The organism is Sphingopyxis soli (assembly GCF_018682675.1).
Lineage (GTDB): Bacteria > Pseudomonadota > Alphaproteobacteria > Sphingomonadales > Sphingomonadaceae > Sphingopyxis > Sphingopyxis soli.
In genome coordinates this window covers 48152-73439 of record NZ_JAFMTR010000060.1, presented here as the reverse complement: position 1 = coordinate 73439, position 25288 = coordinate 48152, and the positions used below count along the sequence as shown (strand labels likewise).

21 protein-coding genes are annotated in these 25288 nt (G+C 66.0%); 10 read left to right on the top strand and 11 right to left on the bottom strand.

The features are described 5' to 3' along the window. Positions 1–99 precede the first annotated feature (99 nt). From hslU to wecB, 6 genes are all read right to left on the bottom strand, one after another. The gene (gene hslU, locus J1N50_RS09515) at positions 100–1401 is read right to left on the bottom strand and encodes an ATP-dependent protease ATPase subunit HslU (RefSeq protein WP_215353295.1); all 1302 of its coding nucleotides are present in this window, start codon (positions 1399–1401) and stop codon (positions 100–102) included. 2 nt (positions 1402–1403) lie between these two features. Then, positions 1404–1970 (bottom strand): ATP-dependent protease subunit HslV, encoded by a 567-nt coding sequence (hslV, locus tag J1N50_RS09510; protein ID WP_215353294.1) that lies wholly within the window; start codon positions 1968–1970, stop codon positions 1404–1406. Positions 1971–2041: 71 nt separating this feature from the next. After that, positions 2042–3103 carry a mannose-1-phosphate guanylyltransferase/mannose-6-phosphate isomerase gene (locus J1N50_RS09505; protein ID WP_215353293.1) on the bottom strand — a complete coding sequence of 354 codons (1062 nt, stop codon included), beginning with the start codon at positions 3101–3103 and terminating at the stop codon, positions 2042–2044. Continuing rightward, positions 3100–3942, bottom strand: coding sequence for a class I mannose-6-phosphate isomerase (locus J1N50_RS09500; protein ID WP_246553303.1), 843 nt, complete (start codon positions 3940–3942; stop codon positions 3100–3102). Before J1N50_RS09500 ends, J1N50_RS09505 begins: the two co-directional genes overlap by 4 nt. Continuing rightward, positions 3939–5234 (bottom strand): UDP-N-acetyl-D-mannosamine dehydrogenase, encoded by a 1296-nt coding sequence (wecC, locus tag J1N50_RS09495; RefSeq protein ID WP_215353292.1) that lies wholly within the window; start codon positions 5232–5234, stop codon positions 3939–3941. The genes J1N50_RS09500 and wecC overlap by 4 nt, the downstream gene beginning before the upstream one ends. After that, on the bottom strand, positions 5224–6378 hold the full coding sequence (wecB, locus tag J1N50_RS09490) for a non-hydrolyzing UDP-N-acetylglucosamine 2-epimerase (protein WP_246553301.1): 1155 nt from the start codon (positions 6376–6378) through the stop codon (positions 5224–5226). Before wecB ends, wecC begins: the two co-directional genes overlap by 11 nt. Before the next feature lie 170 nt (positions 6379–6548). Between wecB and J1N50_RS09485 the strand changes: the two genes are divergently transcribed. The 7 genes from J1N50_RS09485 (at position 6549) to J1N50_RS09455 (ending at position 16064) form a co-directional block, all read left to right on the top strand. Continuing rightward, the gene (locus J1N50_RS09485) at positions 6549–7319 is read left to right on the top strand and encodes a metallophosphoesterase family protein (protein WP_215353291.1); all 771 of its coding nucleotides are present in this window, start codon (positions 6549–6551) and stop codon (positions 7317–7319) included. Between the two features lie 209 nt (positions 7320–7528). Then, positions 7529–9514, top strand: coding sequence for a polysaccharide biosynthesis protein (locus tag J1N50_RS09480; protein WP_215353290.1), 1986 nt, complete (start codon positions 7529–7531; stop codon positions 9512–9514). Between the two features lie 203 nt (positions 9515–9717). Then, positions 9718–11172, top strand: coding sequence for an O-antigen ligase family protein (locus J1N50_RS09475; protein WP_215353289.1), 1455 nt, complete (start codon positions 9718–9720; stop codon positions 11170–11172). Between the two features lie 2 nt (positions 11173–11174). After that, on the top strand, positions 11175–11897 hold the full coding sequence (locus J1N50_RS09470; RefSeq protein WP_215353288.1) for a polysaccharide biosynthesis/export family protein: 723 nt from the start codon (positions 11175–11177) through the stop codon (positions 11895–11897). A 17-nt stretch (positions 11898–11914) separates the two neighbouring features. After that, positions 11915–14125, top strand: coding sequence for a GumC family protein (locus tag J1N50_RS09465; RefSeq protein WP_215353287.1), 2211 nt, complete (start codon positions 11915–11917; stop codon positions 14123–14125). Continuing rightward, on the top strand, positions 14126–15430 hold the full coding sequence (locus J1N50_RS09460) for a tetratricopeptide repeat protein (RefSeq protein ID WP_215353286.1): 1305 nt from the start codon (positions 14126–14128) through the stop codon (positions 15428–15430). Positions 15431–15434: 4 nt separating this feature from the next. Beyond that, positions 15435–16064, top strand: a complete 630-nt coding sequence (locus tag J1N50_RS09455; protein ID WP_215353285.1) for a sugar transferase — start codon at positions 15435–15437, stop codon at positions 16062–16064. Here the strand turns inward: J1N50_RS09455 and J1N50_RS09450 are convergent. After that, a complete protein-coding gene (locus J1N50_RS09450; RefSeq protein ID WP_215353284.1) occupies positions 16061–17239 on the bottom strand; it encodes a DegT/DnrJ/EryC1/StrS family aminotransferase in 1179 nt (392 codons plus the stop codon). The genes J1N50_RS09455 and J1N50_RS09450 overlap by 4 nt on opposite strands. Before the next feature lie 70 nt (positions 17240–17309). Here J1N50_RS09450 and J1N50_RS09445 point away from each other — a divergent pair, with 70 nt between their 5' ends. Genes J1N50_RS09445 through J1N50_RS09435 form a run of 3 tightly spaced genes read left to right on the top strand, consistent with a single transcriptional unit; the run spans position 17310 to position 20841 of the window. Beyond that, complete coding sequence (locus J1N50_RS09445; protein ID WP_246553299.1) at positions 17310–18431, top strand: glycosyltransferase family 4 protein; 1122 nt, start codon at positions 17310–17312, stop codon at positions 18429–18431. A gap of 22 nt (positions 18432–18453) precedes the next feature. Then, positions 18454–19518 carry an SDR family oxidoreductase gene (locus J1N50_RS09440; protein WP_343227862.1) on the top strand — a complete coding sequence of 355 codons (1065 nt, stop codon included), beginning with the start codon at positions 18454–18456 and terminating at the stop codon, positions 19516–19518. Between the two features lie 21 nt (positions 19519–19539). Next, positions 19540–20841: a nucleotide sugar dehydrogenase gene (locus J1N50_RS09435; protein WP_246553298.1), complete on the top strand. Its 1302-nt coding sequence runs from the start codon at positions 19540–19542 to the stop codon at positions 20839–20841. Here the strand turns inward: J1N50_RS09435 and J1N50_RS18020 are convergent. The 4 genes from J1N50_RS18020 to rfbA are packed head-to-tail and all read right to left on the bottom strand — an operon-like array spanning position 20826 to position 25283. After that, a complete protein-coding gene (locus tag J1N50_RS18020) occupies positions 20826–21899 on the bottom strand; it encodes a glycosyltransferase family 4 protein (protein ID WP_215353282.1) in 1074 nt (357 codons plus the stop codon). The two genes, J1N50_RS09435 and J1N50_RS18020, sit on opposite strands and share 16 nt — an antisense overlap. Beyond that, complete coding sequence (locus J1N50_RS09425; protein WP_215353281.1) at positions 21896–23107, bottom strand: oligosaccharide repeat unit polymerase; 1212 nt, start codon at positions 23105–23107, stop codon at positions 21896–21898. Before J1N50_RS09425 ends, J1N50_RS18020 begins: the two co-directional genes overlap by 4 nt. Continuing rightward, positions 23097–24413 carry a lipopolysaccharide biosynthesis protein gene (locus tag J1N50_RS09420; protein ID WP_215353280.1) on the bottom strand — a complete coding sequence of 439 codons (1317 nt, stop codon included), beginning with the start codon at positions 24411–24413 and terminating at the stop codon, positions 23097–23099. Before J1N50_RS09420 ends, J1N50_RS09425 begins: the two co-directional genes overlap by 11 nt. Before the next feature lie 6 nt (positions 24414–24419). Further along, positions 24420–25283, bottom strand: a complete 864-nt coding sequence (gene rfbA, locus J1N50_RS09415; RefSeq protein ID WP_215353279.1) for a glucose-1-phosphate thymidylyltransferase RfbA — start codon at positions 25281–25283, stop codon at positions 24420–24422. Positions 25284–25288 lie beyond the last annotated feature (5 nt).

Below are 25288 nucleotides of genomic sequence, written 5' to 3'. Positions count from 1 at the left end.
CTTCAGGACGCCAGCCCCCTCCACCGCCTTCGGCGGTCCCCCTCCCCGCAAGCGGGGAGGATCATGTGGCCGCAACCGCTCGATACCGGTCACCCCACGTTACAGCACATATTTGCTGAGGTCGGTGTCGCCGACCACATCGGCGAGCTGCTTGTCCACGTAGGACGCGTCGATGTCGAGCGTCGTGCCGGGGGCGTCCTCGGCGGTGAAGCTGATTTCCTCGACCAGCCGCTCCATGATCGTCTGGAGGCGGCGCGCGCCGATATTCTCGACCTTTTCGTTCACCTCGGCCGCGAGCTTCGCGACGCGTGCGATCGCCTCGGGCTTGAAGTTCAAGGTAACGCCCTCGGTGCCCAGCAGCGCCGCATATTGTTCGGGGAGGCCCGCCTTGGTTTCGCTCAAGATACGGACGAAATCCTCCTCGGTCAGCGCGCCGAGCTCGACGCGGATCGGCAGGCGGCCCTGCAGTTCGGGGAGCAGGTCGCTGGGTTTCGCGACGTGGAAGGCGCCCGAGGCGATGAAGAGAATATGGTCGGTCTTCATCGGGCCATATTTGGTCGCAACCGTCGTGCCTTCGATCAGCGGCAAGAGGTCGCGCTGGACGCCCTCGCGGCTCACCGAGCCGCCGCGCACGTCGCTGACCGCGATCTTGTCGATCTCGTCGAGGAAGACGATGCCGTTCGCTTCGGCATCGGCGAGCGCGACGCGCGCGACATCGTCCTGGTCGAGGCGCTTGTCCTGCTCCTCTTCGAGCAGGCGCTTCCACGCCTCCATCGCCTTCATACGGCGGCGCTTTTTCGGCCCGCCGCCGAGTGCCTTGCCGAGCATGTCGGAGAGGTTGATCATCCCGACCTGTCCCGGCTGGCCGGGGAGTTCGAACGGCATCGACGGGGCGTCGGCGACCTCGATCTCTACATCGCTGTCGACTAGGTGGCCGTCGCGGAAGCGCTGGCGGAAGCTTTCGCGCGTCGCCTCGCTCGCGCTCTTGCCGGTGAGCGCGTCGAGCAGCCGCTCCATCGCGGCTTCCTCGGCGGCGGCGCGCACGGCTTCGCGGCGCCGGTCCTTTTCGAGCCGCACGGCTTCCTCGACGAGGTCGCGGGCGATCTGTTCGACGTCGCGGCCGACATAGCCGACCTCGGTGAACTTGGTCGCCTCCACCTTGATGAAGGGCGCGTCGGCGAGCTTCGCGAGGCGGCGGGAAATCTCGGTCTTGCCGCAGCCGGTGGGGCCGATCATCAGGATATTCTTGGGGCTCACCTCGTCGCGCAGGTCGGGCGCAAGCTGCTGGCGGCGCCAGCGATTGCGCAGCGCGACGGCGACCGCGCGCTTGGCGGCGGCCTGGCCGATGATATGCGTGTCCAATGCGGCCACGATGGCCTTCGGAGTCAGATCCTTGTTCATGCTTATTTCCGGATTTCGATGGTTTCGGAGGTGAACTGGTCGTTGGTATAGACGCAGATGTCGGCGGCGACTTCCATCGCCTTCCGTGCCAGCACCTCGGGGTCTTTTTCATAGTCGGCGAGCGCGCGCGCCGCCGAGAGGGCGAAATTGCCGCCCGATCCGATCGCGGCGATCCCGCCCTTGGGTTCGAGCACGTCGCCGTTGCCGGTGATGACGAGCGTCACCTCCTTGTCGGCGACGATCATCATCGCTTCCAGATTGCGGAGATATTTGTCGGTGCGCCAGTCCTTGGCAAGCTCGACCGCAGCGCGGAGGAGCTGGCCATTGTGGCGTTCGAGCTTGGCTTCGAGGCGTTCGAACAGGGTGAAGGCGTCGGCGGTGGCGCCCGCGAAGCCGCCGATGACGCTGCCGTCGTGCAGGCGGCGGACTTTCTTGGCGTTCGGTTTCATCACCGTCTGGCCCATCGAGACCTGGCCGTCGCCGATCACGACGACCTTGTCGGCACTGCGGGCGGAAAGGATGGTGGTTCCGTGCCAGGGCGCGGCACTTTGCGCATGGGGATTGGTCATGCGGCGGATATGGGCGATGGGCGGGGGCGCCGCAAGGGGAGGGCCAAGGCGCGCGCCTGCGGGAGGGGACGTCAGGCCGTCGGCGGCGGGTTCGCGGCCAGATATTCGACGATCGCCTTGACCTCCTGCGCGCGGTCCTTCGGGATGATCAGCACATCGTCGCCGAGCGTGACCACGATCAGGTCCGAGACGCCGACCACCGCGAGGCGCTTGCCGCCGTCGGCGCGGAGGTAATTGCCGTGCGCGTCGAGCGCGACGACATGGCCCATGCGCACGTTGCCGTCCTCGTCCTTGTCGGCAAGGTCGTAAAGCGCCGCCCAGCCACCGACGTCGGACCAGCCGGGATCGACGGGCACGACGACGAGCTGTTCGGCGCCCTCCATCACCGCATAGTCGATCGATTGCGACGGGCTGGCGAGAAAGGCCTGCGGATCGGGGTGGATCAGGTGGCCGTCCGAGCGCGATGCGGCCATTGCGGCGGCGCAGGCGCGGGCGATCGCCGGTTGCTGCCGCTCCAGTTCGTCGAGGAAGCGATCGGCGCGCATCAGGAAGATGCCGGCATTCCAGTAATGGCCGCCCTCGGCCAGCATCGCTTCCGCCTTGTCGCGCGCGGGCTTTTCGACGAAGCGGCGGACGCGGTGGACGCCAGTGGCGACGGCTTCGCCCGCCGCGATATAGCCATAGCCGGTTTCGGGGTGCGCGGGCGCGATGCCGAAGGTCGCGAGCGCACCCGCTTCGACCGGGGCGCGCGCCGTATCGACCGCGCGCAAGAATGCCGCGACATCGGTCATCAGATGGTCGGCGGGCATGACGAGGATCAGCGCGGCGGGATCGCGGGCAAGGGCGGCGAGCGCGATCGCGGGAGCGGTGTTGCGCGCAGCGGGTTCGACGATGATCGCCGCGTCGGCGACGCCCGATGCCGCAAGATCGGCCTCGACATGCACGACATGCGCCGGTCCGCAGACGACGAGCGGCGGCGCGAAGCGGGTGCGGTCGACGACGCGGGCGAGCGTCTGGCGGAACATGTCGCCGTCGCCGATCAGCGGCTGAAACTGTTTGGGCGCCTCGCTCGTCGATACGGGCCAGAGGCGCGTGCCGGTGCCGCCCGACAGGATGACGGGGACGATCGTCATGCGGGCCAGCACAGCAGCGCGCGGGCGCCGGAGTCCAGCGCGATCGTGTCGGCGCGGTCGGTCGCGATGCATTCGCCGAGCGTGACGGCTTCCCCCTCGATGCTGCAGCCGTCCGACAGCGGCACGAAGATATAGGCTTCGGCATCGCGCGGGAGATCGGCGGCGACGTCCGGTCCGGCGAGGTGCAGCAGGCGAAAATGCGGGCCGTCGACGAGAAGGCGGCTTCGGCTTGCCGCGACGCGGCCGTCGCGCGGATCGGGACGGGGCCGCATCTCGGCAACGGCGATCCCGGCGTCGAGATGCAGTTCGCGCGGGCGTCCATAGTCATAGAGGCGGTAGGTGCAGTCGACATTCTGCTGCACCTCGACGACGATCAGGCCTGCGCCGATCGCGTGGATGGTGCCCGCGCGGTTATAGACGAAGTCGTCGGTGGCGGCGGGGCGCCAGTCGATCCTGTCGACGATCGACCCGTCGAGTGCGGCCGCGCGCAGCGCCTCGGCCGTCGTCTCGGCCTTCAGTCCCACCCCGAGTTCGGCGTCGGGGTGGGCGTCGAGCACCAGCCAGCACTCCTCTTTGCCCGACGCGAAGCCGGCCGCGCGCGCGGCGGCATCGTCGGGGTGGACCTGGATCGACAGCCGTTCGGAGGTGAAGAGGAATTTGACCATGATCGGCGCATCGGCGCCGGCGGGGAGGGTGAACCATATTTCGCCGATCCGCCGTCCGCCGAAAGCGCCGAACGCGGCCGGAAGATCGGTGCGACCCCAGGGCTTTTCGACGGGAACGGGGGCGAGGCGGGTCAGCATCGGGCCGAGCGTGCGAGGTTGCCGAAGCGGCGTCAAGCGGCGCGGTAGAGGCGGTTGCCCCCACCCGAGTTCGGCTGGTCGGGCCACAGGCCGCGCGTGTCATAGACGATCTTGTCGCCGCGCTCTTCGAGCGGGATCGACTTGAAGAGATCATGGTCGACGAGGACGATGAGCAGGTCGCACTGCGCCAGCGCGCTGTCGAGGTCGATCAGCTCGGCGCCGGTCCCCGCAAAGTCTATCGGCAGGCCGCGCGCATAGGGCTCGACGATGCGGATCTGCGGGCCGAATCGGCGGGCGAGCGCGGCGGCGACCTCGACCGCGGGGCTTTCGCGGAAATCGTCGATGTTGGGCTTGAAGGCGAGGCCGAGGCAGGCGACGCGCGCCTGCGGATGCTGCGACACCAGCATTTCGGCGGCGCCGATCACATGCGCGGTCTTGGCCAGATTGACCTCGCGCGCGGTGCGGATCAGGCGGCTGTGCTCGGGCGCGCCGTGGACGAGGAACCAGGGATCGACCGCGATGCAATGGCCGCCGACGCCGGGGCCGGGCTGCAGGATGTTGACGCGCGGGTGCCGGTTGGCGAGGCGGATGACCTCCCACACATCGACGCCCATCTCCTCGGCCATCATCGACAGCTCGTTGGCGAAGGCGATGTTGACGTCGCGGTAGCTGTTCTCGACCAGTTTCACCATTTCCGCGGCGCGCGCGGTCGTGGTGACGCACGCGCCGCGGACGAACTGGCGGTAGAAAGTCATCGCGCGGCGCGCGCAGCGCGGGGTGATGCCGCCGATGCAGCGGTCGTTGTCGACCAGCTCGACGAGGATGCGGCCGGGCAGCACGCGCTCGGGGCAATAGGCGACGAAGATGTCGGCGGCGCCGGTGCAGGCGCCCGGAACCTTGAGGTCGGGGCGAAGTTCGGCGAGCAGCGCGGCGACCTTTTCGGTCGTACCGACGGGCGAGGTCGATTCGAGGATGACGAGATTGCCCGCTTCGAGGTGCGCCGCGATCGCGCGCGCGGCAGAGAGAACGTGGCTGATGTCGGGGCGGTGCTCCGCGTCGTGCGGGGTCGGCACCGCGATCACGAACACGCCGGCAGGCGCAACCTCGGTCGATGCCGTCAACGTCCCGCGCGACACGACGCCCTGCACGAGGCCGTCGAGATCGACCTCCTCGATATGCACCTTGCCGCTGTTGACGGTGTCGACCACCTGGCGGCTGACATCGACGCCGGTGACGCGGCTGCCCGATCGCGCGATCAGCGCGGCGGTCGGCAGGCCGATGTAACCGAGGCCGAGGACGGTGACCTTCTGTTCGCTGTCAATGGGCACGCGCTACGATCTCCGCTATTCTGTCCGCCGCCTTGCCGTCGCCGAAGGGATTATGGGCGCGGGCCATGACGTTATAGGCGGCTTCATTGTCCAAAAGACTGAAAATTTCAGAAATGATGCGATTTTTGTCGGTGCCGACGAGCCGCGCGGTGCCCGCCTCGATCCCTTCGGGGCGTTCCGTCGTCTCGCGCATCACGAGCACGGGCTTGCCGAACGAGGGCGCCTCCTCCTGCACGCCGCCGCTGTCGGTCAGGACGAGATCGCTAAGGCCGAGCAGGCGCACGAAATGCGGATAGTCGAGCGGGTCTATCAGCGCGACATTCGACAGATTGCCAAGAATGGGCTGCATCGCATTGCGAACATGAGGGTTCGGATGGACCGGAAAGATCACCGCGACATCGTCGCGCGCGGCGATTCCGGCAATCGCTTCGGCGATCGCCTGCATCCCGTCGCCGAAATTTTCCCGCCGATGCGAGGTGACGGCGACGATGCGCTTGCCCGCGAACCGCGCAGCAAGCGGATCGAGGCCGGCGGCGAGCGAGGGCTCCTCCTCGATCCGCGCTCTGGTCGCGAGCAGGGCGTCGATGACCGTGTTGCCGGTGACGTGAATTCGCTCCCTTGGCACATTTTCGGCGCGAAGCGCGGCGGCCGCGGTTTCGGTCGGCGCGAAATGCAGGTCGGCGACCGCGCCCGCGACCTTGCGGTTCACTTCCTCCGGCCAGGGATGATAGATGTCGCCGCTGCGCAGCCCCGCCTCGACATGGCTGACCGGGATCTTGCGGAAATACGCTGCAAGCGTCGCCGCCATCGTCGTGAGCGTGTCGCCGTGGACGAGAATCCGGTCGGGCGTTTCGCGATCGAAAATCTCGCCAAGACCGGTCACCAGCCGCGCAAGCAGCGCATCGAGCGACTGGTTCGGGGTCATGACGTCGAGGTCGAAATCGGGGGCTATACGGGAGATATCAAGCACCTGATCCAGCATCTCGCGGTGCTGGGCCGTGACGCAGACGCGCGTATCGACGGCGGTCCGGGCCCGAAGGGCGTGCACGACGGGAAACATCTTGATCGCCTCGGGACGCGTTCCGAAGACGATGAAAATGCGCGGCGATCGGGATTCGTTCGTCATCGGGTCCACTTCAACCATATTTTGCCCCTTTAGGCGAAAACTGGTTGTCGGCGGCTTAACTCACCGGGATTACGAGATAACGAAACGGCCTTGACCTCGGAGCGCGCGTCGTGCACCGGCGCGCCGCTTGCAGATGCCGCTTTTGCGTTTAATATTGCATCGCCTACGGGATTGTTGATCATTTACTCATGTCGTTTCTAGGCTTTTTCAAGCGCCGGCCCGCCGAAGATTTGCGGCCGCAGCCGAAAATTCCCGATGGCCGGCGCGTCTATGCCATCGGCGACGTGCACGGTCGCGACGATCTTTTTGCGCGCCTGCTCGACGGGATCGTCCGCGACAATGCGGCGCGGGGTCCGGCGCAGACGACGCTTATATTGCTCGGCGACCTTGTCGATCGCGGCCCCGATTCAGCGGCGGTCATCGATCGGGCGATGTCGCTCGGCGCGCCGTTCGATCGGGTGCACTTGCTGATCGGCAACCATGAGGAAGTGTTCCTGAAGGCGCTCGAAGGGTCGATCGAGGCGCTGCGCTTCTTTACGCGGATCGGCGGCGAACAGACGATCAACAGCTATGGCATCGTTGGCGACGACTATCTGGCGCTCGATTTTCCGCAGCTTTCGCAGAGGTTGCAAGCGGCGGTGCCGGCCGCGCACGTCGAGTTCCTGAAAAATGGCGAGGACCAGATCGAGGTCGGCGACTATCTGTTCGTGCACGCGGGGGTGCGGCCCGGCGTTCCGCTGATGCTCCAGCGGGCATCGGACCTGCGCTGGATCCGCGACGAGTTTCTCGACGACGAACGCGATCACGGCCGTTTCGTCGTTCATGGCCATACCATCACCGAGGCGCCGGACGAGCGGGAGAACCGCCTTGGCATCGACACGGGCGCCTTTCGCAGCGGCGTGCTGACCGCCGCAGGATTCGAGATGGAGCAGCGCTGGCTGCTTTCGGCCACGGCCTAAGACATTGAATAGTGTTCGTTCACCGAAGGTCCGATCTTGCCTCGGCCTGCCGAAACCCTTACCCGTCCGCAAGGGCGGGGGCGCAGCAATAGCGGAAGGCGGCTGATGGCCAGCGATCGCATCGAGGTAACGGGTGGCGGCCAGCTCTACGCCGGGGTTCGACCGGGCCGCGTGGGCGTGTCGGCGCCGCAAGACAGACGGGCAGGATAATGTTGCGCACGTTGGAGGCCGGTCTGGTCCGACTTGTCGGATGGCTGGCCCACCGCCCCCGGGCCGAACGCCAATGGGTCGCCGTCCTGATGGATGTCGTGCTGCTGATCGCTGCCGTCTGGTTTGCCTGGCTGTTGCGCACCGGCGAATGGAATTTCGCCGGACACGGGCCGATCGTCCTTGTGCTGGTTGCGATGCTGTTCTGGTTCCCGCTCGTCCTGTGGCGTCGGACCTACGCCTCGTTGCTGCGCTTCGCCGGCGGGCGGACCATGGCCGGACTCGCGATCACCTGCGCACTGCTTGCCATTCCGACTGTCGTGATCTTCACGATCATGGGGGTGCAGGGCGTCCCGCGGACGATGGGGCTGCTGCTCCCGATTATTTTCCTGTCGCTTCTTTGTGTCTCGCGTCTCGCCATCCGGTTCGTGCTGACCGAGTTCGTCGCCCTGGCGAACTCGAGCGAAGAGCGACGCAATGTTTGCATCTATGGCGCCGGGTGGGCGGGGAAGCAGCTGGCGCTGGCGCTTCGCCACGAGCCGCGGGCGCGGCTCGTCGCCTTTCTGTCCGACGACGCGCGTCTCGACGGACAGTTGATCGACGGCATACCCGTCTATGACAGCGGCACGATCGAGGCGCTGGTCGGCGGCCTGCATGTCGACGAGATATTGCTCGCGATTCCCGAACTGTCGCGCAACCGCCGCCGCCAGATCATCGAAACCATGGCCAATCTCAGCGTCCATGTGCGGACGTTGCCGAGTTTCGGCGAAATCATCGATGGCAGCGTGACGCTGAACGATCTGCGCGACGTCGAGGTCGAGGAATTGCTCGGTCGCGACCAGGTTCCCCCGCGTCAGGAGCTTCTGGAAGCGACGATTACCGACAAGGTCGTGATGGTCACCGGGGCCGGCGGATCGATCGGCAGCGAACTGGCGATCCAGATCGCCGCGTTGCGGCCGCGGCGCCTGATCCTGGTCGAGATGTCCGAATTCGGCCTCTATACGATCGAGCAGCAAATCGGCTGGCAATTGCAACTGCGGGGCGAGGCGGGCGCCATCGAGCTGGTACCCGAACTGGCCAATGTCGCCGACCGCGACGCGATCGGGCGCGTCATGGCGATGCACCACCCCGATACGGTGTTCCATGCCGCGGCCTACAAGCATGTGCCGCTCGTCGAGGCAAACCCGATCGCGGGAATCGCGAACAATGTCCTCGGAACCCTGCACACGGCGCTTGCCGCGAAGGCCGAGGGCGTCACAAGCTTCGTCCTCATCAGCACCGACAAGGCGGTGCGGCCGACCAACATCATGGGCGCCAGCAAGCGGGTCTGCGAACTGGTTCTCCAGGCGATCGCGGACGAAGGGGGGCAGACCTGTTTCTCGATGGTCCGCTTCGGCAACGTGCTGGGATCGTCGGGCTCGGTGGTGCCGCTGTTCAAGCAGCAGATCGCCCAAGGCGGTCCGATCACCCTGACGCACCGCGAGGTCACGCGCTATTTCATGACCATTCCGGAGGCCGCGACGCTGGTCATCCAGGCGGCGGCGATGGCGCGCGGCGGCGAGGTGTTCGTGCTCGACATGGGCAAGAGCGTGCGGATCATCGACCTTGCGCGCAGCATGGTCCACCTGACCGGGCTGACGGTTCGCGACGAAGCCAACCCCGAGGGCGATATCGAAATCGTCGAAGTCGGCCTGCGCCCGGGCGAAAAGCTCTATGAGGAACTGCTCATCGGCAATTCGCCGCGACAGACCGATCACCCGCGCATCCTGCAGGCCCATGAACATTTCCGGCCGTGGGCCGAAACCGAACCGCAACTCGCTATTCTGGCCGACCGGCTGCGGCGTGGAGATGCCGCCGGCGCCCTGGCGCACGTCCGGTTGATGGTCCCCGAATATGTCGCCACGGACCAGGAATCGGCGGACGCCGATGCCGGAGATGACGCTGCGGGTCTGACCGAGCCGGCTCCGAACCGGCGGGTCGCTCTGTAGGACATGGGACGGGGGGCGACGCGAGCGGTCATGAGCGCTGAAAACCGGTGGCAATTCTTTGGCAAAACCCATCGACGCGACGGGTCTTTGTCGATAAAGCCCGCCGGCATTGCGGGCCGCCGATCGTCCATAGGAGACGACAGGCGGGACGTTGAACCAGACAAAATGACGGCCGGACAAGACCGGAAAGGCATGAGACGGAAATGAAGCGTGATGGCGCGGACGGATTCGCTTCCGATCGATGGCGCATTCGTTGGATCCTGGGATTTCTGCTGGCGGTGTTCCTGCTCGGCGGGAGCGGGCGCGCCGATGTCCTGTCGCTGGCATTCCTGCGCCCGATCGCGGCCGTCGCGTTTGTGGCGCTGGCGGCGGTCGCCTGGCGGTCGACCTGGTCGGAGGCGCGGGGCCCCGCGCTGATCCTGCTGGCAACCGGGCTGCTGATGCTGTTGCACCTGATCCCGCTGCCACCGGCACTGTGGACCGCGCTGCCCGGCCGAGATGTCGTCGTCGACACGATGGCCGCCGTCGGGGTCAAGCCCGGCTGGATGCCGTTGACGCTGGCGCCGACCGAGGGATGGAACCAGCTTTTCGCACTGACGGTGCCGGCTGCGATGCTGCTCGGCATGATATGGAGCGGCCGGTCGGCGACGCGACCCGTCCTCATCCTGCTGCTCGGCATCATCGTTGCCTCTGCATTGCTGGGCCTGCTGCAGTCGATTGGACCCGCGAAGAGCCCGCTCTATCTCTACCGCATCACCAACAACGGGGTCGGCGTCGGCCTGTTCGCCAACCGCAATCACCAGGCGATGCTGCTGGCCTGCTTCTATCCGCTGCTTGCGGTTTGGGCATCGACGATTTCCGGTTCGTCGGAGAGCCAGCGCGCGAAATTGACGATGGCACTCGGCCTTGGCCTGGCGGTGGTTCCGCTGGTGTTCGTCGCGGGGTCGCGTTCGGGTCTCGTCCTGCTGCTGGTCGGCCTCGTCGCCGCGTTCGTCATCTATCAGCGTCCGCAGCAGGGGTTCCGCGCGCGCGGGGACATTCACTCGCGGCGTATCATCGGCGCCACCGTCGCCGGCACCGCCGTGGTAATGATGGTCGTGGCGGCGCTCTCGACGCGCTCCGCCGCGCTTCAGCGCATGCTCCAGAACGACGCCGCCGACGATCTGCGTTTCCAGGCATTGCCGGTGATCATGGACGGTATCTGGCGTTTCTTCCCGTGGGGCTCGGGTGGGGGAAGCTTTGTCCCGGTTTACAAGCTGCTGGAACCCGACCGCCTGCTTGGCACGGCCTATTTCAATCACGCCCACAATGATGTCGCAGAGGTCATGCTCGAATATGGGCTGCCCGGCCTGCTGCTGATTCTGGCGGCCGCGAGTGGTTGGGTCTGGGCGACGTTCCGGCTGTGGAGAGCGCGGCGGGCGGCGGGGGGGCGCGCCGGGCGCACCCATCTTTACGGTCTGGCCGGCGCCGCGATCCTGCTGATTCTGGGTCTTGGCAGCCTGGTCGACTATCCGCTGCGCATCCCCTCGCTGGCCGCCCTCGCGGCGCTCTCCTCGGTCTGGATCGTCTGGGCGCTTGCCCAAATCCGGCAGGGCGCGGCGAACGATGGTAATCCTTCAGGCAATCGGCTAGTCGCTGGCACGGTTAGGGAGATTTGATAATGGGTCGCTTCGGACTGGCGTTCTGCGCCGCCGCCGTCTTGCTCGTTTCCGGCTGCGCCTCGACGCGGTCGCTTGGCGGCGCGCCGGGACTGACGGTGCTTGACACTACGACGATGCCGGTCCCCGAGGGCGTGCAGCCGGGCAGCATGACGAGGCCGTATCTGGTGGGGCCCGGTGACGAGTTGCTCGTCGACGTGCTCGGGATCGACGAGCTGCACGAACGCAAGATCAGCACCGATGGCGAGGGCCGCATGTCGCTGCCGCTCGCGGGGACGATCGATGCCAACGGGCTGACGATCACGCAGCTTCGCGACAAGATCGTCGCCCAGATGAAGGCGAATTATGTTCGCGACCCGATCGTCAGCGTGAACCTGTCCGAACCCCGCAGCCGCGTGGTGACCGTCGACGGCCAGGTCGCGAAGCCCGGCCTGTACCCGGTTGTCGGTCGCATGACCTTGATGCAGGCGGTCGCAAAGGCCGAGGGCACCGAGGAATTCGCGAAACTCGACGATGTCGTGCTGTTCCGGACGATCGGCGAAGATCGCTACGCCGCTCTCTATAATCTCGCGGCGATCCGGCGCGGCGCCTATGCCGATCCCGAAGTCTATCCCAACGATACCGTCGTCGTCGGCGAATCGGTTGGCCGCCGCATGTTCCAGACGCTTGTCCAGGCCGGCACGCTGATCGCCGGGCCGATCATCGCGCTGATCCAACGCAATTAAGGCATAGAAAAAATCATATGAATCAGTTCTCTGTGGCCAATGCTAACGAGGATGCCGTCGCCAACGGAACGACGGCGGGCAGCGATTCGAAGGCGACCTCTGTGCTGCGTCTCTATTTCGCGATGCTGCTCCGCCATCGCTGGACGATGCTGGCGATCATCATCGCCGCGGTGTTGCTGGGGCTCGTCGTGACCCTGCTCAGCACGCCGCAATATACGGCGACGTCGCGGATCGAAATCTCGCGCCAGCAGGCGAAGGTGACGAATGTCGAGGGTTTGCAGTCGGACGATGCAGGGCGCGACCTGGAATTCTATTCGACGCAATATTCGCTGCTCGAGGCGCGGACGCTGGCCGAACGGGTCGTCCGCGATATGAATCTCGCGCGGTCCGATGAATTCTTTGCCTCGCAAGGCGTCGATCCCGACAGCATCGGACAGGGAACCGCGGCGGCCGACCGCAACGCCCGCGAGCGCGTGGCGATCGAGCTGCTTCAGGACAATGTGTCGATCAGCCCGATCCGCGGCTCGGCGCTCATCGACATCAATTTCACCAGCGCATCGCCGGAACTGTCGCAGCGCATCGCCAATAGCTGGGTCGACCAGTTCATCCGGCTGAGCATGGAGCGGCGCTTTGCATCGACCGCCGATGCCCGGCGCTTCCTGGAGTCGCGGCTGACCGAATTGCGCAGCCGCCTCGAGCAGAGCGAACGCGACCTTGTGCGATATGCGTCGGCGCAGAAGATCGTGCGCCTTGCCGAAGAGCAGTCGGTCGACGGCCGGACGCGGACGACGAAGACGCTGGTGGCCGCCGACGTCGAGAAACTGAACGACGCGCTTGCCGAGGCCACCGCCGTGCGTGTCGCGGCCGAAGGACGAATGATCGCCGCGCGCGGCCGCTCGCTGGGCGACCCGAACCAGCAGTCGGAAGTCGCCATCAACCAGCTGCGCGTCAAGCGGGCGGAGGCGGCGGCCGAGCTCTCGAAAATGCTGGCACAATTTGATGGCGAATATCCGCCGGCGAAGGCGCTGCGCGACCAGGTGAAGAGCCTCGACGCGGCGATTGCGCGCGAGGAAGCGCGCGGGCAGACGTCGCTCGTCGCGCAATATGAGGCCGCGCGTCAGCGCGAGGCCGGCCTGCGTTCGCGCGTCGATGCGCTGCTCGGTCGTCTGAACCAGCAGGAAGCGGCCTCGATCCAGTTCAACATCTATCAGCGCGAAGCCGACACGAACCGCCAGCTGTATGACGGCCTGCTTCAGCGCTACAAGGAAATCGGCGTCGCAGGCGTCGGCGTGAACAATATCGCCGTCGTCGACCGCGCAGTCGTTCCCGACAAGCCGTCGTCGCCGAACCTGCCGCTGAACCTGGCGCTGGCGCTCATTCTGGGCGCCATCGCGGCGACCGCAGCGGTCCTGGTGCTCGAAAACCTCGACGAGAGTATCCGCGATCCCAACCGCACGAGCGAGCTGCTGTCGGTGCCGATGCTGGGTGCGATTCCGGCGAGCCCCGACGAAGAGGCGCGCGTGTTGCTCGCCGATCCCAAATCGTCGGTTTACGAGGCCTATCTTACCGTTCGCTCCAACCTCGGATTCACGACCGATCACGGCGTGCCGCGAACCTTCATGGTCACGAGTACGCTGGAAGCCGAGGGCAAGTCGACGACGACGCTGGCACTCGCGACCACCCTCGCGCGTACCGGCAAGAGTGTAGTACTCGTCGACGCCGACATGCGCCGCCCGGCGGTCCATCGCTATCTGGACCTGCCGAACAACAGCGGCACCAGCAACTTCCTGTCGGGCGACGATAATCTGCAGTCGATCGTTCTGAAAACCGACGTGCCCAACGTCAGCTGCCTTCCGGGCGGGCCAATCCCGCCGAGCGCGGCGGAATTGCTGGCGGGCGATCGCATGGGCCTGCTCGTCCGCAGGCTCGCCGAGCAGTTCGACTTCGTCATCGTCGACAGTCCGCCGATGCTGGGTCTGGCCGACGCGACGTCGATTTCGCGGTCGGTCGAGGGCGTCGTCTATGTCGTCGAAGCGCACCGCACGCCGGTACGCGGCGTGCGCAGCGCCCTCGACCGCCTGCGCGCGGGCCATGCGCGCATCTTCGGTGTCGTCATGACCAAGTATCGCGCGCGCGATGCCGGCTATGGCTATGGCTATGGCTATGGCTACGGCTATGGTCGCGACGAGGAAGAGGACGAGGGCAGCGAACAGCGGACGGAGCGCTAAGTGGCGAATTATCGATCCAAATCGCGTCGCCGGACCCCGTGGCGGGAGTCGCTGCCGACGATTACGCCGCGGGGCGTCGGGATCGCGGTCGTCGGCCTGGCCTTCGCATTTGTTTCGACCAGCCATTCGCTGGCGCAGATTTTCGAGCGGCCCGTGCTGGAACTGGGACCGATCGGTCAGCACAGCAATGGCAAGCTGGCCAGTATCGCAAAGGGGGCGCGGTCGGTCGACGATGTTCGCCGGCCAGCGGATGCGATGCGGCGCGCCCGCGAAACCATGCGCTTTGCGCCGATGAACGCCGCGGCGCCGCGCACCGCCGGGATGGTTTTCAGCAAGGCAGGAAAGAAGCGCGAGGCCGAGCGCGCGATGCTCGCGGCGGTCCGGTTGACGCGCCGCGACGGCACCGCGCAGCTCTGGCTTGCCAACGCCGCGATCGCGCGGCGCGACCTGCCGCAGGTTCTGCACCGTTATGACCTGATTATGCGGACCCATCCGGCGGCCTCGCCACCGATGTACGATACGCTGGCGCGCACCCTGGCCGATCCGGTCATGCGCAAGGAAATGAAACGCTTCGTGAGCCTCGATACGCCGTGGTTCGAAAGTTTCGCGTCGAGCGCGGCAGCATCGCCGGCAAATGCCAAATCGCTCGCGCGGCTGTTTCTCCAGACCCCAAAGCTTCCCGACAGCGCGCCGATGCGGAACGTCTATGCGGCGGTGATGGGGCAGCTCGGCGCCGAGCGGCAATATGCGCTCGTCGAAGGTCTCTATCCCCGGCTTCCCGGGGCGCAGCGGGGTGCGCTGGGCAAGGTCGAGCTTCCCAGCGACGAGGGCACGGAATATCCGCCGGTCGCCTGGGCGCGCGTCACCGACGGCAGCTATGGCGCGGCGATTGTCGGGGGCGGCAAGGACCGGTTGATGGAGCTGTATGTGTCCAGCGGCGCCGGTGGTGTTGCCGCGCGCAAGCTGCTCGTCCTGCGGCCCGGCGCCTATAATCTTCATTGGCGCGCGGTCGACGGACCGGGCGAGGTTGACGCGGAGGTGCGCGCGATCGTCAGCTGCGCCGATGCCAAGGGCGCCGAGAGCGTGATCGCCGAGAAGCTGATCCGCTCGCCGATCGACCGCGGCGGCGAAGAGCCCGATCCGGTATCGGGCGATCTTGCCTTCACCGTCCCCGCGGCCAATTGTCCCGCAGTCCTGCTCGATCTGAGGGTGGGGAGCGGAGCGAGCCGCGAGGAAGCGCGCTGGCTGTTCGATCGCCTGTCGCTCGCCCCGCTGAAAAAGGCGGCCATAGCGGAAACGCGTTGAGGCGATGATCAAGCGCCTCGTCGACGTGCTGGTGGCGGCGTTGGCGCTGCTGCTGCTGTCGCCCGTCATTGTCGTGACCGCGCTGGCGGTGGCGCTGAAGATGGGGCGGCCGGTATTTTTCCGTCAGGTCCGGCCAGGGCTGCATGGCGCGCCGTTCGGGATGATCAAGTTTCGGACGATGCGCGACGCGGTCGGCGCCGACGGCAGTCTGCTGCCCGACGCCGAGCGCCTGACGCCGTTGGGGCAGTGGCTGCGCGCGACGTCTCTCGACGAGCTTCCCGAATTATGGAACGTCCTGACCGGCGAGATGAGCCTGGTCGGCCCGCGCCCGTTGCTGATGCAATATCTGCCGCTCTATTCGCCCGAGCAGGCGCGGCGACACCTGGTGCGGCCCGGCGTGACCGGCTGGGCGCAGGTCAACGGCCGCAATGCCCTGAGCTGGGAAGAGAAATTCGCGCTGGACGTCTGGTATGTCGACAATCGGTCGTTCGGGCTCGATCTCAGGATTCTCGCGCTGACCGCGCTCAAGGTGGTGCGGCGCGACGGGATCAGCGCGGCCGGCGACGCGACGATGCCGGCTTTCACCGGATCGGGAAAGCGCGAGGACAGCTCGATGGACGGTTCCGCCCTTTAACGGGCCGCGTCGGATATCACGCCCGCCACCACCGAGCAGACCATCGCGACGTCCTCGTCGCTCTGGCTCGGATGCGTGAGGAACATCAGGCTGAATTCGCCCAGCTCGCGGGCCACCGCCAGCCGCTGCGCCGGGCGCCACGGCGTTCCGTCGAATGCCTTTTCCAGATACACTTCCGAGCAACTGCCATGCAGGACGGGAGCGCCGCGCGCGTTGCATTCGGCGACGATGCGATCGCGATCCCAGCCGGCTTTGAGCCCGTCGTGCCGGACATATGCATATTGGCGGTAGTAGGCGTGGGTCATGCCTGGCGGCGCGACGGGAACGCGAACGGCGGCGGGGAAGGGCGCCAGCGCCTCGCGGATCGCGTCGGCGATTTCGGTCCGGCGCGCGGTCCATTCCGCCATGCGTCCGAGCTGGATGCGGCCGATCGCCGCCTGCATTTCCAGCATTCGCCAGTTCGTCCCGAAGCTTTCGTGAACCCAGCGGAAACCGGGCGGGTGCTCGCGGTTATAGACGGCGTCCCAGCTCTTGCCGTGGTCCTTGTACGACCACATCGCCGACCACAGATCGTCGTCGTCGGTGGTGACCATGCCGCCTTCGCCGCCGGTCGTCATGATCTTGTCCTGACAGAAGGACCATGCGCCGACATGCCCGATCGACCCGACGCTGCGGTTGCCGACGAGCGCGCCGTGCGCCTGCGCGCAATCCTCGATCACCTTGATCCGCCGATCGGCGGCAAGAGCCATGATGCCGTCCATATCGGCGGGCCAGCCGCCGAGGTGCACCGGGACGATCGCGCGCGTGCGGTCGGTGAGCACGGCGGCGATGGTCGCCGGCGAAATATTGCCGCTGTCATAGTCGACATCGGCGAACACCGGCGTGGCGCCGATATTGATCACGGAGGACACCGAAGCGATGAAGGTTCGGGGGGTAACCACGACTTCGTCGCCGGGGCCGATCCCGAGCGCCTGAAGGGCGAGGTCGAGCGCGACGGTGCCGTTGGTCAGCGCGATCGCATGTCGGCTTTGCGTCCAGCGGGCGAACTCCGTTTCGAAGCTCCGGGTCTCCTGGCCGGTCCAGTAATTGACGCGGTTGGAAAGCAGGACCTCGCGAACGCGGTCGGCCTCTTCCTGCGAGAAACAAGGCCATGGAGCAACGGGGGAGTTCAGCATTGGGGCGCCTATAGACTGGGCCGGATGGCTTTGCTAGGGGGCGCGCGGCGCACGCTAAGGGAATGAACGGTTGGCCAGAATTTTGATCAACGCGTCGCTTGCGCCGTCCCTTTACAATTTTCGCGGGCCGTTGATCCGGGAGATGATTGCGCGCGGTCACGAGGTCCACGTCTCGGCCCCGACGATCGACGCCGCCGATCGCGACCGCATCGTGGCGCTGGGCGCCACACCGCACGAGCTGCCGCTTGAACGGACCGGATTGGGACTGGGAAGCGACCTGCGCTATTTCGCCGCGCTTCGCCGGTTGATCGCAGGGATCGCGCCTGATCGCGTCCTGAACTACACGATCAAGCCGAACATCTGGGGCAGTCTGGCCGCGCGGACGAAGGGTGTCCCCGCGGTGTCGATGGTCACCGGGCTCGGCTATGCCTTTGCCGCATCGGGGAACGGGATACAGCGCGCGGTCAAATGGCTTGCGCGCCGTCTCTATGGCTTTGCGCTGCGGAGCAATGATGCGATCCTGTTCCAGAATCCCGACGACGTGCGCGACTTCGCGGCCGCCGGAGCGCTCCACGATCCGTCGAAGGTTCGCATGATCCACGGGTCGGGCGTCGACCTGGTCCACTATGCCCCCGCGCCGTTGCCGCCCGGACCCTGTTTCCTGATGATCGCCCGCCTGCTCGGCGCGAAGGGGATTCGCGAATATGCGGCGGCCTGCGCCCGTGTGCGCGCTGCGGTTCCCGAGGCCGAGTGCCTGCTGGTCGGGGTCACCGACGACGGCCCCGACGGGGTCGCCGAAGCGGAGGTGCTGCAGCTTTGCGAGGGCGCTATCGAGTATCTGGGCCTTCTGCACGATGTGCGGCCGGCGATCGCGCGGGCCAGCGTCTATGTCTTGCCCAGCTATCGCGAAGGAACGCCGCGATCGTCGCTCGAGGCGATGGCGATGGGTCGTCCGGTGGTCACGACCGACGCGCCGGGATGCCGCGAAACCGTGATCGACGGCGAGAACGGCTTTCTGGTCCCGGTCGGCACGGTCGAGCCGCTGGCGGAAGCGATGATCGCGCTCGCGCGCGATCCCGATCTGCGCGCCACGATGGGCGCCCGTTCGCTCGATCGCGCGCGGTCGCGTTTCGCGGTGGACAAGGTCAATGATGCGATTATCGACGCGCTTGCTGCTGGTTCGGGCAGATGAGCGTCGAGGAAGGACGATTTGGGTGACTGGGAATGGCGATGTCCGGTTTGACGCCGCGATGCTGGACTTTCTTGCGCAACCGCGCCGCTGGCTGGTGACGGGTGCCGCCGGCTTCATCGGTTCGAACCTTGTCGAGACACTGCTCCGTCACGGGCAGCATGTGCGCGGGCTCGACAATTTCGCGACCGGATATCAGCGCAATCTCGATGAGGTGCGGTCGCTCGTCGGCGATGCGGCGTGGACGCGCTTCGACATGGTGGAGGGCGACATTCGCGATGCGGCGACATGCGACGCGGCGGTCGCAGGGGTCGATTATGTGCTGCACCAGGCGGCGCTCGGTTCGGTGCCGCGGTCGATCGCCGATCCCGCGACCACCAACGCGGCCAATATCACCGGATTTCTCAACATGCTCGATGCGGCGCGGCGCGCCGCCGTCGCCGGTTTCGTCTATGCAGCGTCCAGTTCGACCTATGGCGACGAGCCGAACCTGCCCAAGCGGGAGGATCGGATCGGCAACCCCCTGTCACCTTATGCGGTCACCAAGCTGGTGAACGAACTCTATGCCGGTGTCTATGCGCGCACCTATGGCTTCGGCAGCGTTGGACTGCGCTACTTCAACGTATTCGGGCCGCGGCAGGATCCCGATGGCGCCTATGCCGCGGTCATCCCGAAATGGACCGCATCGATGATCGGTCAGGAAGAGGTCGCGATCAACGGCGACGGCGAGACGAGCCGCGACTTCTGTTTCGTTGCCAATGCCGTGCAGGCGAACCTGCGCGCCGCGCGGGCGTGTACGGCGGGGACGGCCGACGTTTGCAACGTCGCGGTCGGTGACCGGACGACGCTGAACCAGCTCTTTGCGCTGCTGCGCGACGCGCTTGCGACGCACCAGATCCATTATGCCCGCGAGCCGCTCTATCGGGATTTCCGGGCTGGCGACGTCCGTCACAGCCTGGCCGATATTTCGCACGCCGAGGCGGTTCTGGGCTATCGCCCGAGCCACCGTCTCGCCGACGGGATAGCCGCCGCCGTGCCGTGGTATATCGAGCATTTCCGGACTACGGCCCGACCGGCCCGCCAAGATTGAATTGAAAAGGATATGTCCACCATGGCCGCTGCGCCTGCTCCCCAGAATGAAAAGATCGTCGTCCTCGGCCTTGGCTATGTCGGCCTGCCGGTGGCTGTCGCGCTGGCGCGTGCGGGGTTCGACGTCACCGGCTTCGATATTTCGAGCCGCCGTGTGGCGTCGCTGGCGGCCGGGTCGGACTGGACGGGCGAGGTGGCCGACGCCGACCTCCAGGCCTGCGGCCTCCGTTTTTCCGACGATCCGGCGGCGCTCGACGGGGCGAGCTTCATCATCGTGACCGTCCCGACGCCGATCGACGCGATGCGCCGGCCCGACCTGGGGCCGATCGAAAGCGCGTGTCGGCTGATCGGCCCGCGTCTGGCGAAGGGCGCGGTGGTGGTGTTCGAGTCGACGGTCTATCCCGGGGTCACCGAAGATATCTGCGGTCCGTTGCTCGCCGAGCAATCCGGCCTGCGCGCCGGCGCCGATTTTTTCCTCGGCTATAGCCCCGAGCGGATCAACCCGGGCGACAAGGTCCGCCGGCTGGAGACGATCACCAAGATCGTTGCCGCCGATACCCCGCAGGCGCTCGACCGGGTGCGGGCCGTCTATGGCGCGATCATCGAGGCAGGGCTGCACGAAGCGCCGAGCATCCGCGTCGCCGAGGCGGCGAAGGTGATCGAGAATGCCCAGCGCGATATCAATATCGCCTTCATGAACGAAGTGACGCGTATCTTCGCGCGCGACGGCATTTCCGTCTGGGACGTCCTCGACGCCGCAGGGACCAAGTGGAATTTCCTGCCCTTCACGCCCGGCCTGGTCGGCGGACATTGCATCGGTGTCGATCCCTATTATCTGTCGCACCGGGCCGAAATGCTGGGCCATGACCCGCAGGTCATCCTGGCGGGCCGGTCGATCAACGACGATATGGGCCGCTGGATCGCCGATCGCCTGCACGACGAACTCGGCCGCCGCGACGGCAAGATCCTGGTGCTCGGACTGACCTTCAAGGAGAATGTCCCCGACCTGCGCAACTCGAAGGTCGCCGATGTCATCGCCCGTCTGAAATGGCTGGGGCATGAGATCATCGTCCATGATCCGCACGCCGACGGGGCGGAAGCGGTGCACGAATATGGAATCACGCTGGTGCCCGACGCGCTCGCGGGACAATATGACGCCGTGTTCGCCGCCGTTCCGCACCGCGAATATGGGGCGCTGTCGATCGACGCGCTGAACGCCTTGCTACGCGAGGACGGGCTGTTGTTCGATCTGAAGCGGCTGTGGCCCGACCTTGCGAACGGCAGCGCCGCGCTGGCGGGCGCCCGTCGCTATCGCGGGCTCTGACGCGCGGTTATCCGGTCGAACAGCTCGATGAGCCGGGGGGCGTTGGCGTTCAGCGAATAATGGCTCTCGGCGCGCGCACGCGCCGCGACGCCCATTGCGCGGCTCTTGTCCCGATCGGCGGCGACCGCCTTGATCGCCGCGATCCATTCGGCGTCGCTGCGTGCGAGGTGCCCGACCTCGGGCGTGACAATCTCGCCGTTCACGCCCACGTCCGACGCGATGACCGGCTTGCCGAGCGCCATATACTGGATGAGCTTGTAGCCGCATTTGCCGCGCTCGAACGGGGAGTCGGTCAGCGGCATGATCCCCGCATCGATCTGTGCGAGCAGCTCGGTCTCGCGTTCCGGCGTCCAGTCTTCGGCTATGACCGGAAAGGTCGCGTCGTCGAGCGGCGCGATGCCCACGGTGACCAGTCGCAGCGGCATCTGCCGGGCGGCTTCGTTCAGCACCGGCACGATGTTCTGGAGCAGATGGCGGGTTGCAGGCGAGCCGATCCATCCCAGCAGCAGATCGTGCGACGGCGCCGCCCCGGCGGGGTGTGGGCGATAGACGCCGGTGTCGACGACGGTCGGCAGGATCAATATGTCGCGCGCCCCGTGCGCCGCCGCATAGTCGGCAAGGTAGCGATTGCCCGCGGTCACCGCCGCGGCCCGCTTCAGCAGCGCGTCGAGCTTGTTCGCCAACAGCGCGCGGACCGCCGGATTGCTGCTCCGATCATAATTGTGGAAGATCGCGTCGTCGAAATCGACCACATAGGGGCGGCGGGCGAGGCGCTCGACGAAACCGGGCGCAAAGGGAAACAGCTCCTTTTCGATCCATAGCAGGTCGAAATTGCGCGCGCCGCGAAGCGCGCCGAGGCGGCGGCGAAAGGCGGCGGCAACGGCCGCACTCGACCGCGGGCGACCCGCATAGAGGTTTCGCAGATACTCGTCGTCGAAAAAGGGCGACAGCGTCAGCGAATAGCCTGCCTGGCGCAGCTGCTCCTCATAGAGGGCGAAGCGGACACGGCTACTCGCCCCCAGCGACCCGTAGCGGGTCAGCGCGAGCACCGATTTCACCGCGTTGCGCTCTGCTTCGGCGTCAGAAAGGGACCGGCCGCCAGGGCGATGAAGAGGAACAGCCACAGCGGTAGCTGGTTGAACTTCGGAACGAAGAAGCTGATCAGCAGGGTGAAGAGAATATTGCCCCATACGAGCAGCGAGAGATAGTCCGACCGCCGGTACATGTAGAGCGCCAGCCGGTCGAGCGCGAGCGTGAGGACAGGGATGAACAGGAAGACGAAATCGAGCCCGCCGTCCGAATAGATGGGCTCGATGAACGTCCCCACATTGGTCGGAAACGGAACGTAGCGGAAGTCGAGAACCTGGTTCGGAATATGGAGATCGGCGCCGGTCAACTCGATCACCTTGGCCGCCCAGTAGAAGGAGCGCACGAAGGTCGTGTCCTGATGCGCGTTGCTGCTGACGATCGAATCGAGGTAGCCGAAGCCGCCCGTCGCATAGACGAAGAGCGAGTCGAGCTGGCCGTAGGAAGAATATTTCCCGGTCAGCGTCATGAAGAGAAAGAAAAGCCCCAGCCCGAAGGCAAGAACGCCCCCGGCAACGCGGCCCACCCTGAATTTCCAGAACGGCTTGGCAAAGCTGAGCGTGAAGATGACCGGCAGGAGAATCCAGAGCGGGCGGGTCCGGTCGATGAAAAACAGGTTTCCGAACAGCAGCGCGATCGAAAAGCCCAGAACCGCGAGTTTGATGAGCGGATGATATTTCGACCGGAAGACGATCATGGTCCCGAGGAAAATCGCGATCCAGCTGAAATAGCTGAGCTGCGTCCCGATGCTGTCGAGCTCGCCGGAAAAGGCGCGGATCGCGAGCAGATCCTGCGACACGATGGCATAGACCAGAACCCCGATGCCGCCCGCAAAGGAGGAGATATCGTTGAGGTAGATCATCAGGCCCAGCGAACCGATCGCGCCCGAGACGAGAAAGGCGACGAAGGTCGCCGTATCGATACCCCGATCCGTAAATTCGACCAGCGCCCGCTGCGCGTAGCGGACGTGGATCACCGTCGACATCAGGAAACAGAAGATCGCATAGATGACGATCAGCTGCGTCACCTCCGACATCGGATTGATCGGCGAGGTCGAGACGGGAAGCAGCGCGAGCGTCGCGACCCACGCCAGCAGCCCGTAGGCCGACGGGATGATGGCGAGAGTTTGCGGCAGGGTAGGCCGGAGCTGGGCCGACGGAGCGCTCCGATTATTGGACATTCTTGTGTTCCGTTTGGCGAACCGCGCGGCTCAGCCGGTAGAGATAGGCGGTGAGGATCGCGTATTGCACGATTGCGCCGCCGCTGAAAGCCACCGCGGTCGCAAAACCGCCCGACGCGAGGGCAATCGCGCATAGTCCGTTGCGAAAGACGGCGGCGCTCGCGGTCAGGATCATGATGCCCGCATTCTGGCCCTTGAGATAGGCGACGGGGATCAGCGGGAAACTGACCATGTGCAGGACCACGCCGGGAACCAGCATCGCGATGACCCAGCCGACGCCCGTCCATTCGGGACCGAACACGGGTGTTGCGAGCAGTGGCGCGAGGATGATGGTCGGCACCCCGGCGACGACGCCGATCGCGCCGAGGCCGAGCGTAATCTTGCGGCTGTTGTCTGCAAGACTGCCGCCCGCATGCCAGTCGCGCGCCGACCCCTGCACGAGCTGCGAGCCGATCTTTGCGACCAGAAAGCTGGGCGCTTGCAACAGCCGCAGGCCCAGGCTGAGATGCGCGGCAATGACCGGGTTCGATCCGAAATAGCTGATGATCATGAACGGACCGTGCACCGACAGCGCGTTGAACAGCGCTTCGGGCGCCGTGTAGTGAAGATATTTGCGGTTGGTCGCCGCCGCCTCCCAGACCCGTTTCGGGCCGTGGAGGCGTAGCTGGCGGGTGGCCGCCAGATAGGCGATGTGGACAACGGCGGGGGTCAGCAGAAACAAGCCGTAGCCGATGACCAAGCCGGCCGCCCCGGCGCCCGCGAGCCCCAGCCCGATCTGCGCGGTGACCCCGACGCACGCCTGAGCGACACGCGCCCAGCCGATCACGTCGACGCGGCGATGCCGGATCTGCAGCGCTTCCAGCGTCGTCGAAAGGCTGGCCGACAGGACGATCAGGCCGATCGCCCATGGCACCGTCGCCGCCAGGCGGTCGCCGAGCACCGGGGCGAGGCGCTCGGTCGGGACCGCGATCGCGGCGAGGCTGACCGCGGCCGCGACGCCGATCGCCGAACAGGCCCCGGCCTGCGTCAGGCATGTTGCCTCGTCGTCATCGTCGACGATCGGCACCGCATAGTCGAAGCCAAGCGCCGCAACGAGCGACAGGATGACGGAGACCGCCATCAATGTCGCCAGCACCGCATAATCCGTCGGGGGATAGATGCGCGTCAGGACAGGAATGAAGACGAGATTGATGATCTGCGCCAGAAGGTTCGCGCCCAGAAGTTTCTGGGCGCTGACCTTCCACTGCGCGTCGCCGAAACGGCGCAGCAACCGCTTGACCGGATTCATGGCGAGCGGGTCGCTCATCGATGCCTATTCGGCCAGAGCGAGCAGATATTGACCATAGTCGGTTTTGGCGAAGAATTTGCCGCGTTCGATCAGCTGGTCGCGATCGATGAAGCCCTGCCTGTAGGCGATTTCCTCGAGACAGCCGATCATCTGGCCCGTGCGCTTCTGGATGACGCGAACGAATTCGGATGCCTCGACCAGGCTGTCGTGGGTACCGGTGTCGAGCCAGGCATAGCCGCGTCCCATCTGCTCGACATAGAGGTCGCCGGCCTCCATATAGAGGCGGTTGAGGTCGGTGATTTCCAGTTCGCCGCGCGCCGAGGGGCGGATTTGCCGTGCAAGGTCGACGACCCGGTTGTCATAGAAATAGAGGCCGGTAACGGCATAGTTCGACCGCGGCTGCGCCGGCTTCTCCTCGATGCCGAGCGCGCGGCCGTCGTCGTCGAGCTCGACGACGCCATAGGCGCGGGCGTCGGCGACCTGATAGGCGAAAACGGTCGCACCCGCCCGCCGGTCGCGGGCATTCGCGAGCAGTTTCTGGAAACCGGCACCGAAGAAAATGTTGTCGCCGAGGACGAGCGCCGCCGGCTGGTCGCCGATGAAGTCGGCCCCGATATGGAACGCCTGCGCGAGCCCTTCGGGGCGCGGTTGCAGCGCATATTCGATCGCGAGGCCGAGGTCGCTGCCGTCGCCGAACAGGCGGCGGTAATTGTCGAGATATTCGGGCGACGAGATGATCAATATCTCGCGAATTCCGGCGAGCATCAGCGTCGACAGGGGATAATAGATCATCGGCTTGTCATAGACGGGCAGCAACTGCTTGTTGATCGCCAGCGTCGCGGGGTGGAGCCGCGTTCCCGATCCGCCGGCCAGAATGATTCCGCGCATCTTGT

What these genes read in the sequence shown, in the direction of transcription:
- J1N50_RS09465 (WP_215353287.1), top strand. Translation starts at nt 11,915, where the DNA reads ATGAATCAGTTCTCTGTGGCCAATGCTAACGAGGATGCCGTCGCCAAC.
- hslU (WP_215353295.1), bottom strand. Translation starts at nt 1,401, where the DNA reads ATGAACAAGGATCTGACTCCGAAGGCCATCGTGGCCGCATTGGACACG.
- J1N50_RS09425 (WP_215353281.1), bottom strand. Translation starts at nt 23,107, where the DNA reads ATGTCCAATAATCGGAGCGCTCCGTCGGCCCAGCTCCGGCCTACCCTG.
- J1N50_RS09480 (WP_215353290.1), top strand. Translation starts at nt 7,529, where the DNA reads ATGTTGCGCACGTTGGAGGCCGGTCTGGTCCGACTTGTCGGATGGCTG.
- hslV (WP_215353294.1), bottom strand. Translation starts at nt 1,970, where the DNA reads ATGACCAATCCCCATGCGCAAAGTGCCGCGCCCTGGCACGGAACCACC.
- J1N50_RS09450 (WP_215353284.1), bottom strand. Translation starts at nt 17,239, where the DNA reads ATGCTGAACTCCCCCGTTGCTCCATGGCCTTGTTTCTCGCAGGAAGAG.
- J1N50_RS09475 (WP_215353289.1), top strand. Translation starts at nt 9,718, where the DNA reads ATGAAGCGTGATGGCGCGGACGGATTCGCTTCCGATCGATGGCGCATT.
- J1N50_RS09455 (WP_215353285.1), top strand. Translation starts at nt 15,435, where the DNA reads ATGATCAAGCGCCTCGTCGACGTGCTGGTGGCGGCGTTGGCGCTGCTG.
- wecB (WP_246553301.1), bottom strand. Translation starts at nt 6,378, where the DNA reads ATGGTTGAAGTGGACCCGATGACGAACGAATCCCGATCGCCGCGCATT.
- J1N50_RS09420 (WP_215353280.1), bottom strand. Translation starts at nt 24,413, where the DNA reads ATGAGCGACCCGCTCGCCATGAATCCGGTCAAGCGGTTGCTGCGCCGT.
- rfbA (WP_215353279.1), bottom strand. Translation starts at nt 25,283, where the DNA reads ATGCGCGGAATCATTCTGGCCGGCGGATCGGGAACGCGGCTCCACCCC.
- J1N50_RS09505 (WP_215353293.1), bottom strand. Translation starts at nt 3,103, where the DNA reads ATGACGATCGTCCCCGTCATCCTGTCGGGCGGCACCGGCACGCGCCTC.
- J1N50_RS09485 (WP_215353291.1), top strand. Translation starts at nt 6,549, where the DNA reads ATGTCGTTTCTAGGCTTTTTCAAGCGCCGGCCCGCCGAAGATTTGCGG.
- J1N50_RS09470 (WP_215353288.1), top strand. Translation starts at nt 11,175, where the DNA reads ATGGGTCGCTTCGGACTGGCGTTCTGCGCCGCCGCCGTCTTGCTCGTT.
- J1N50_RS09435 (WP_246553298.1), top strand. Translation starts at nt 19,540, where the DNA reads ATGGCCGCTGCGCCTGCTCCCCAGAATGAAAAGATCGTCGTCCTCGGC.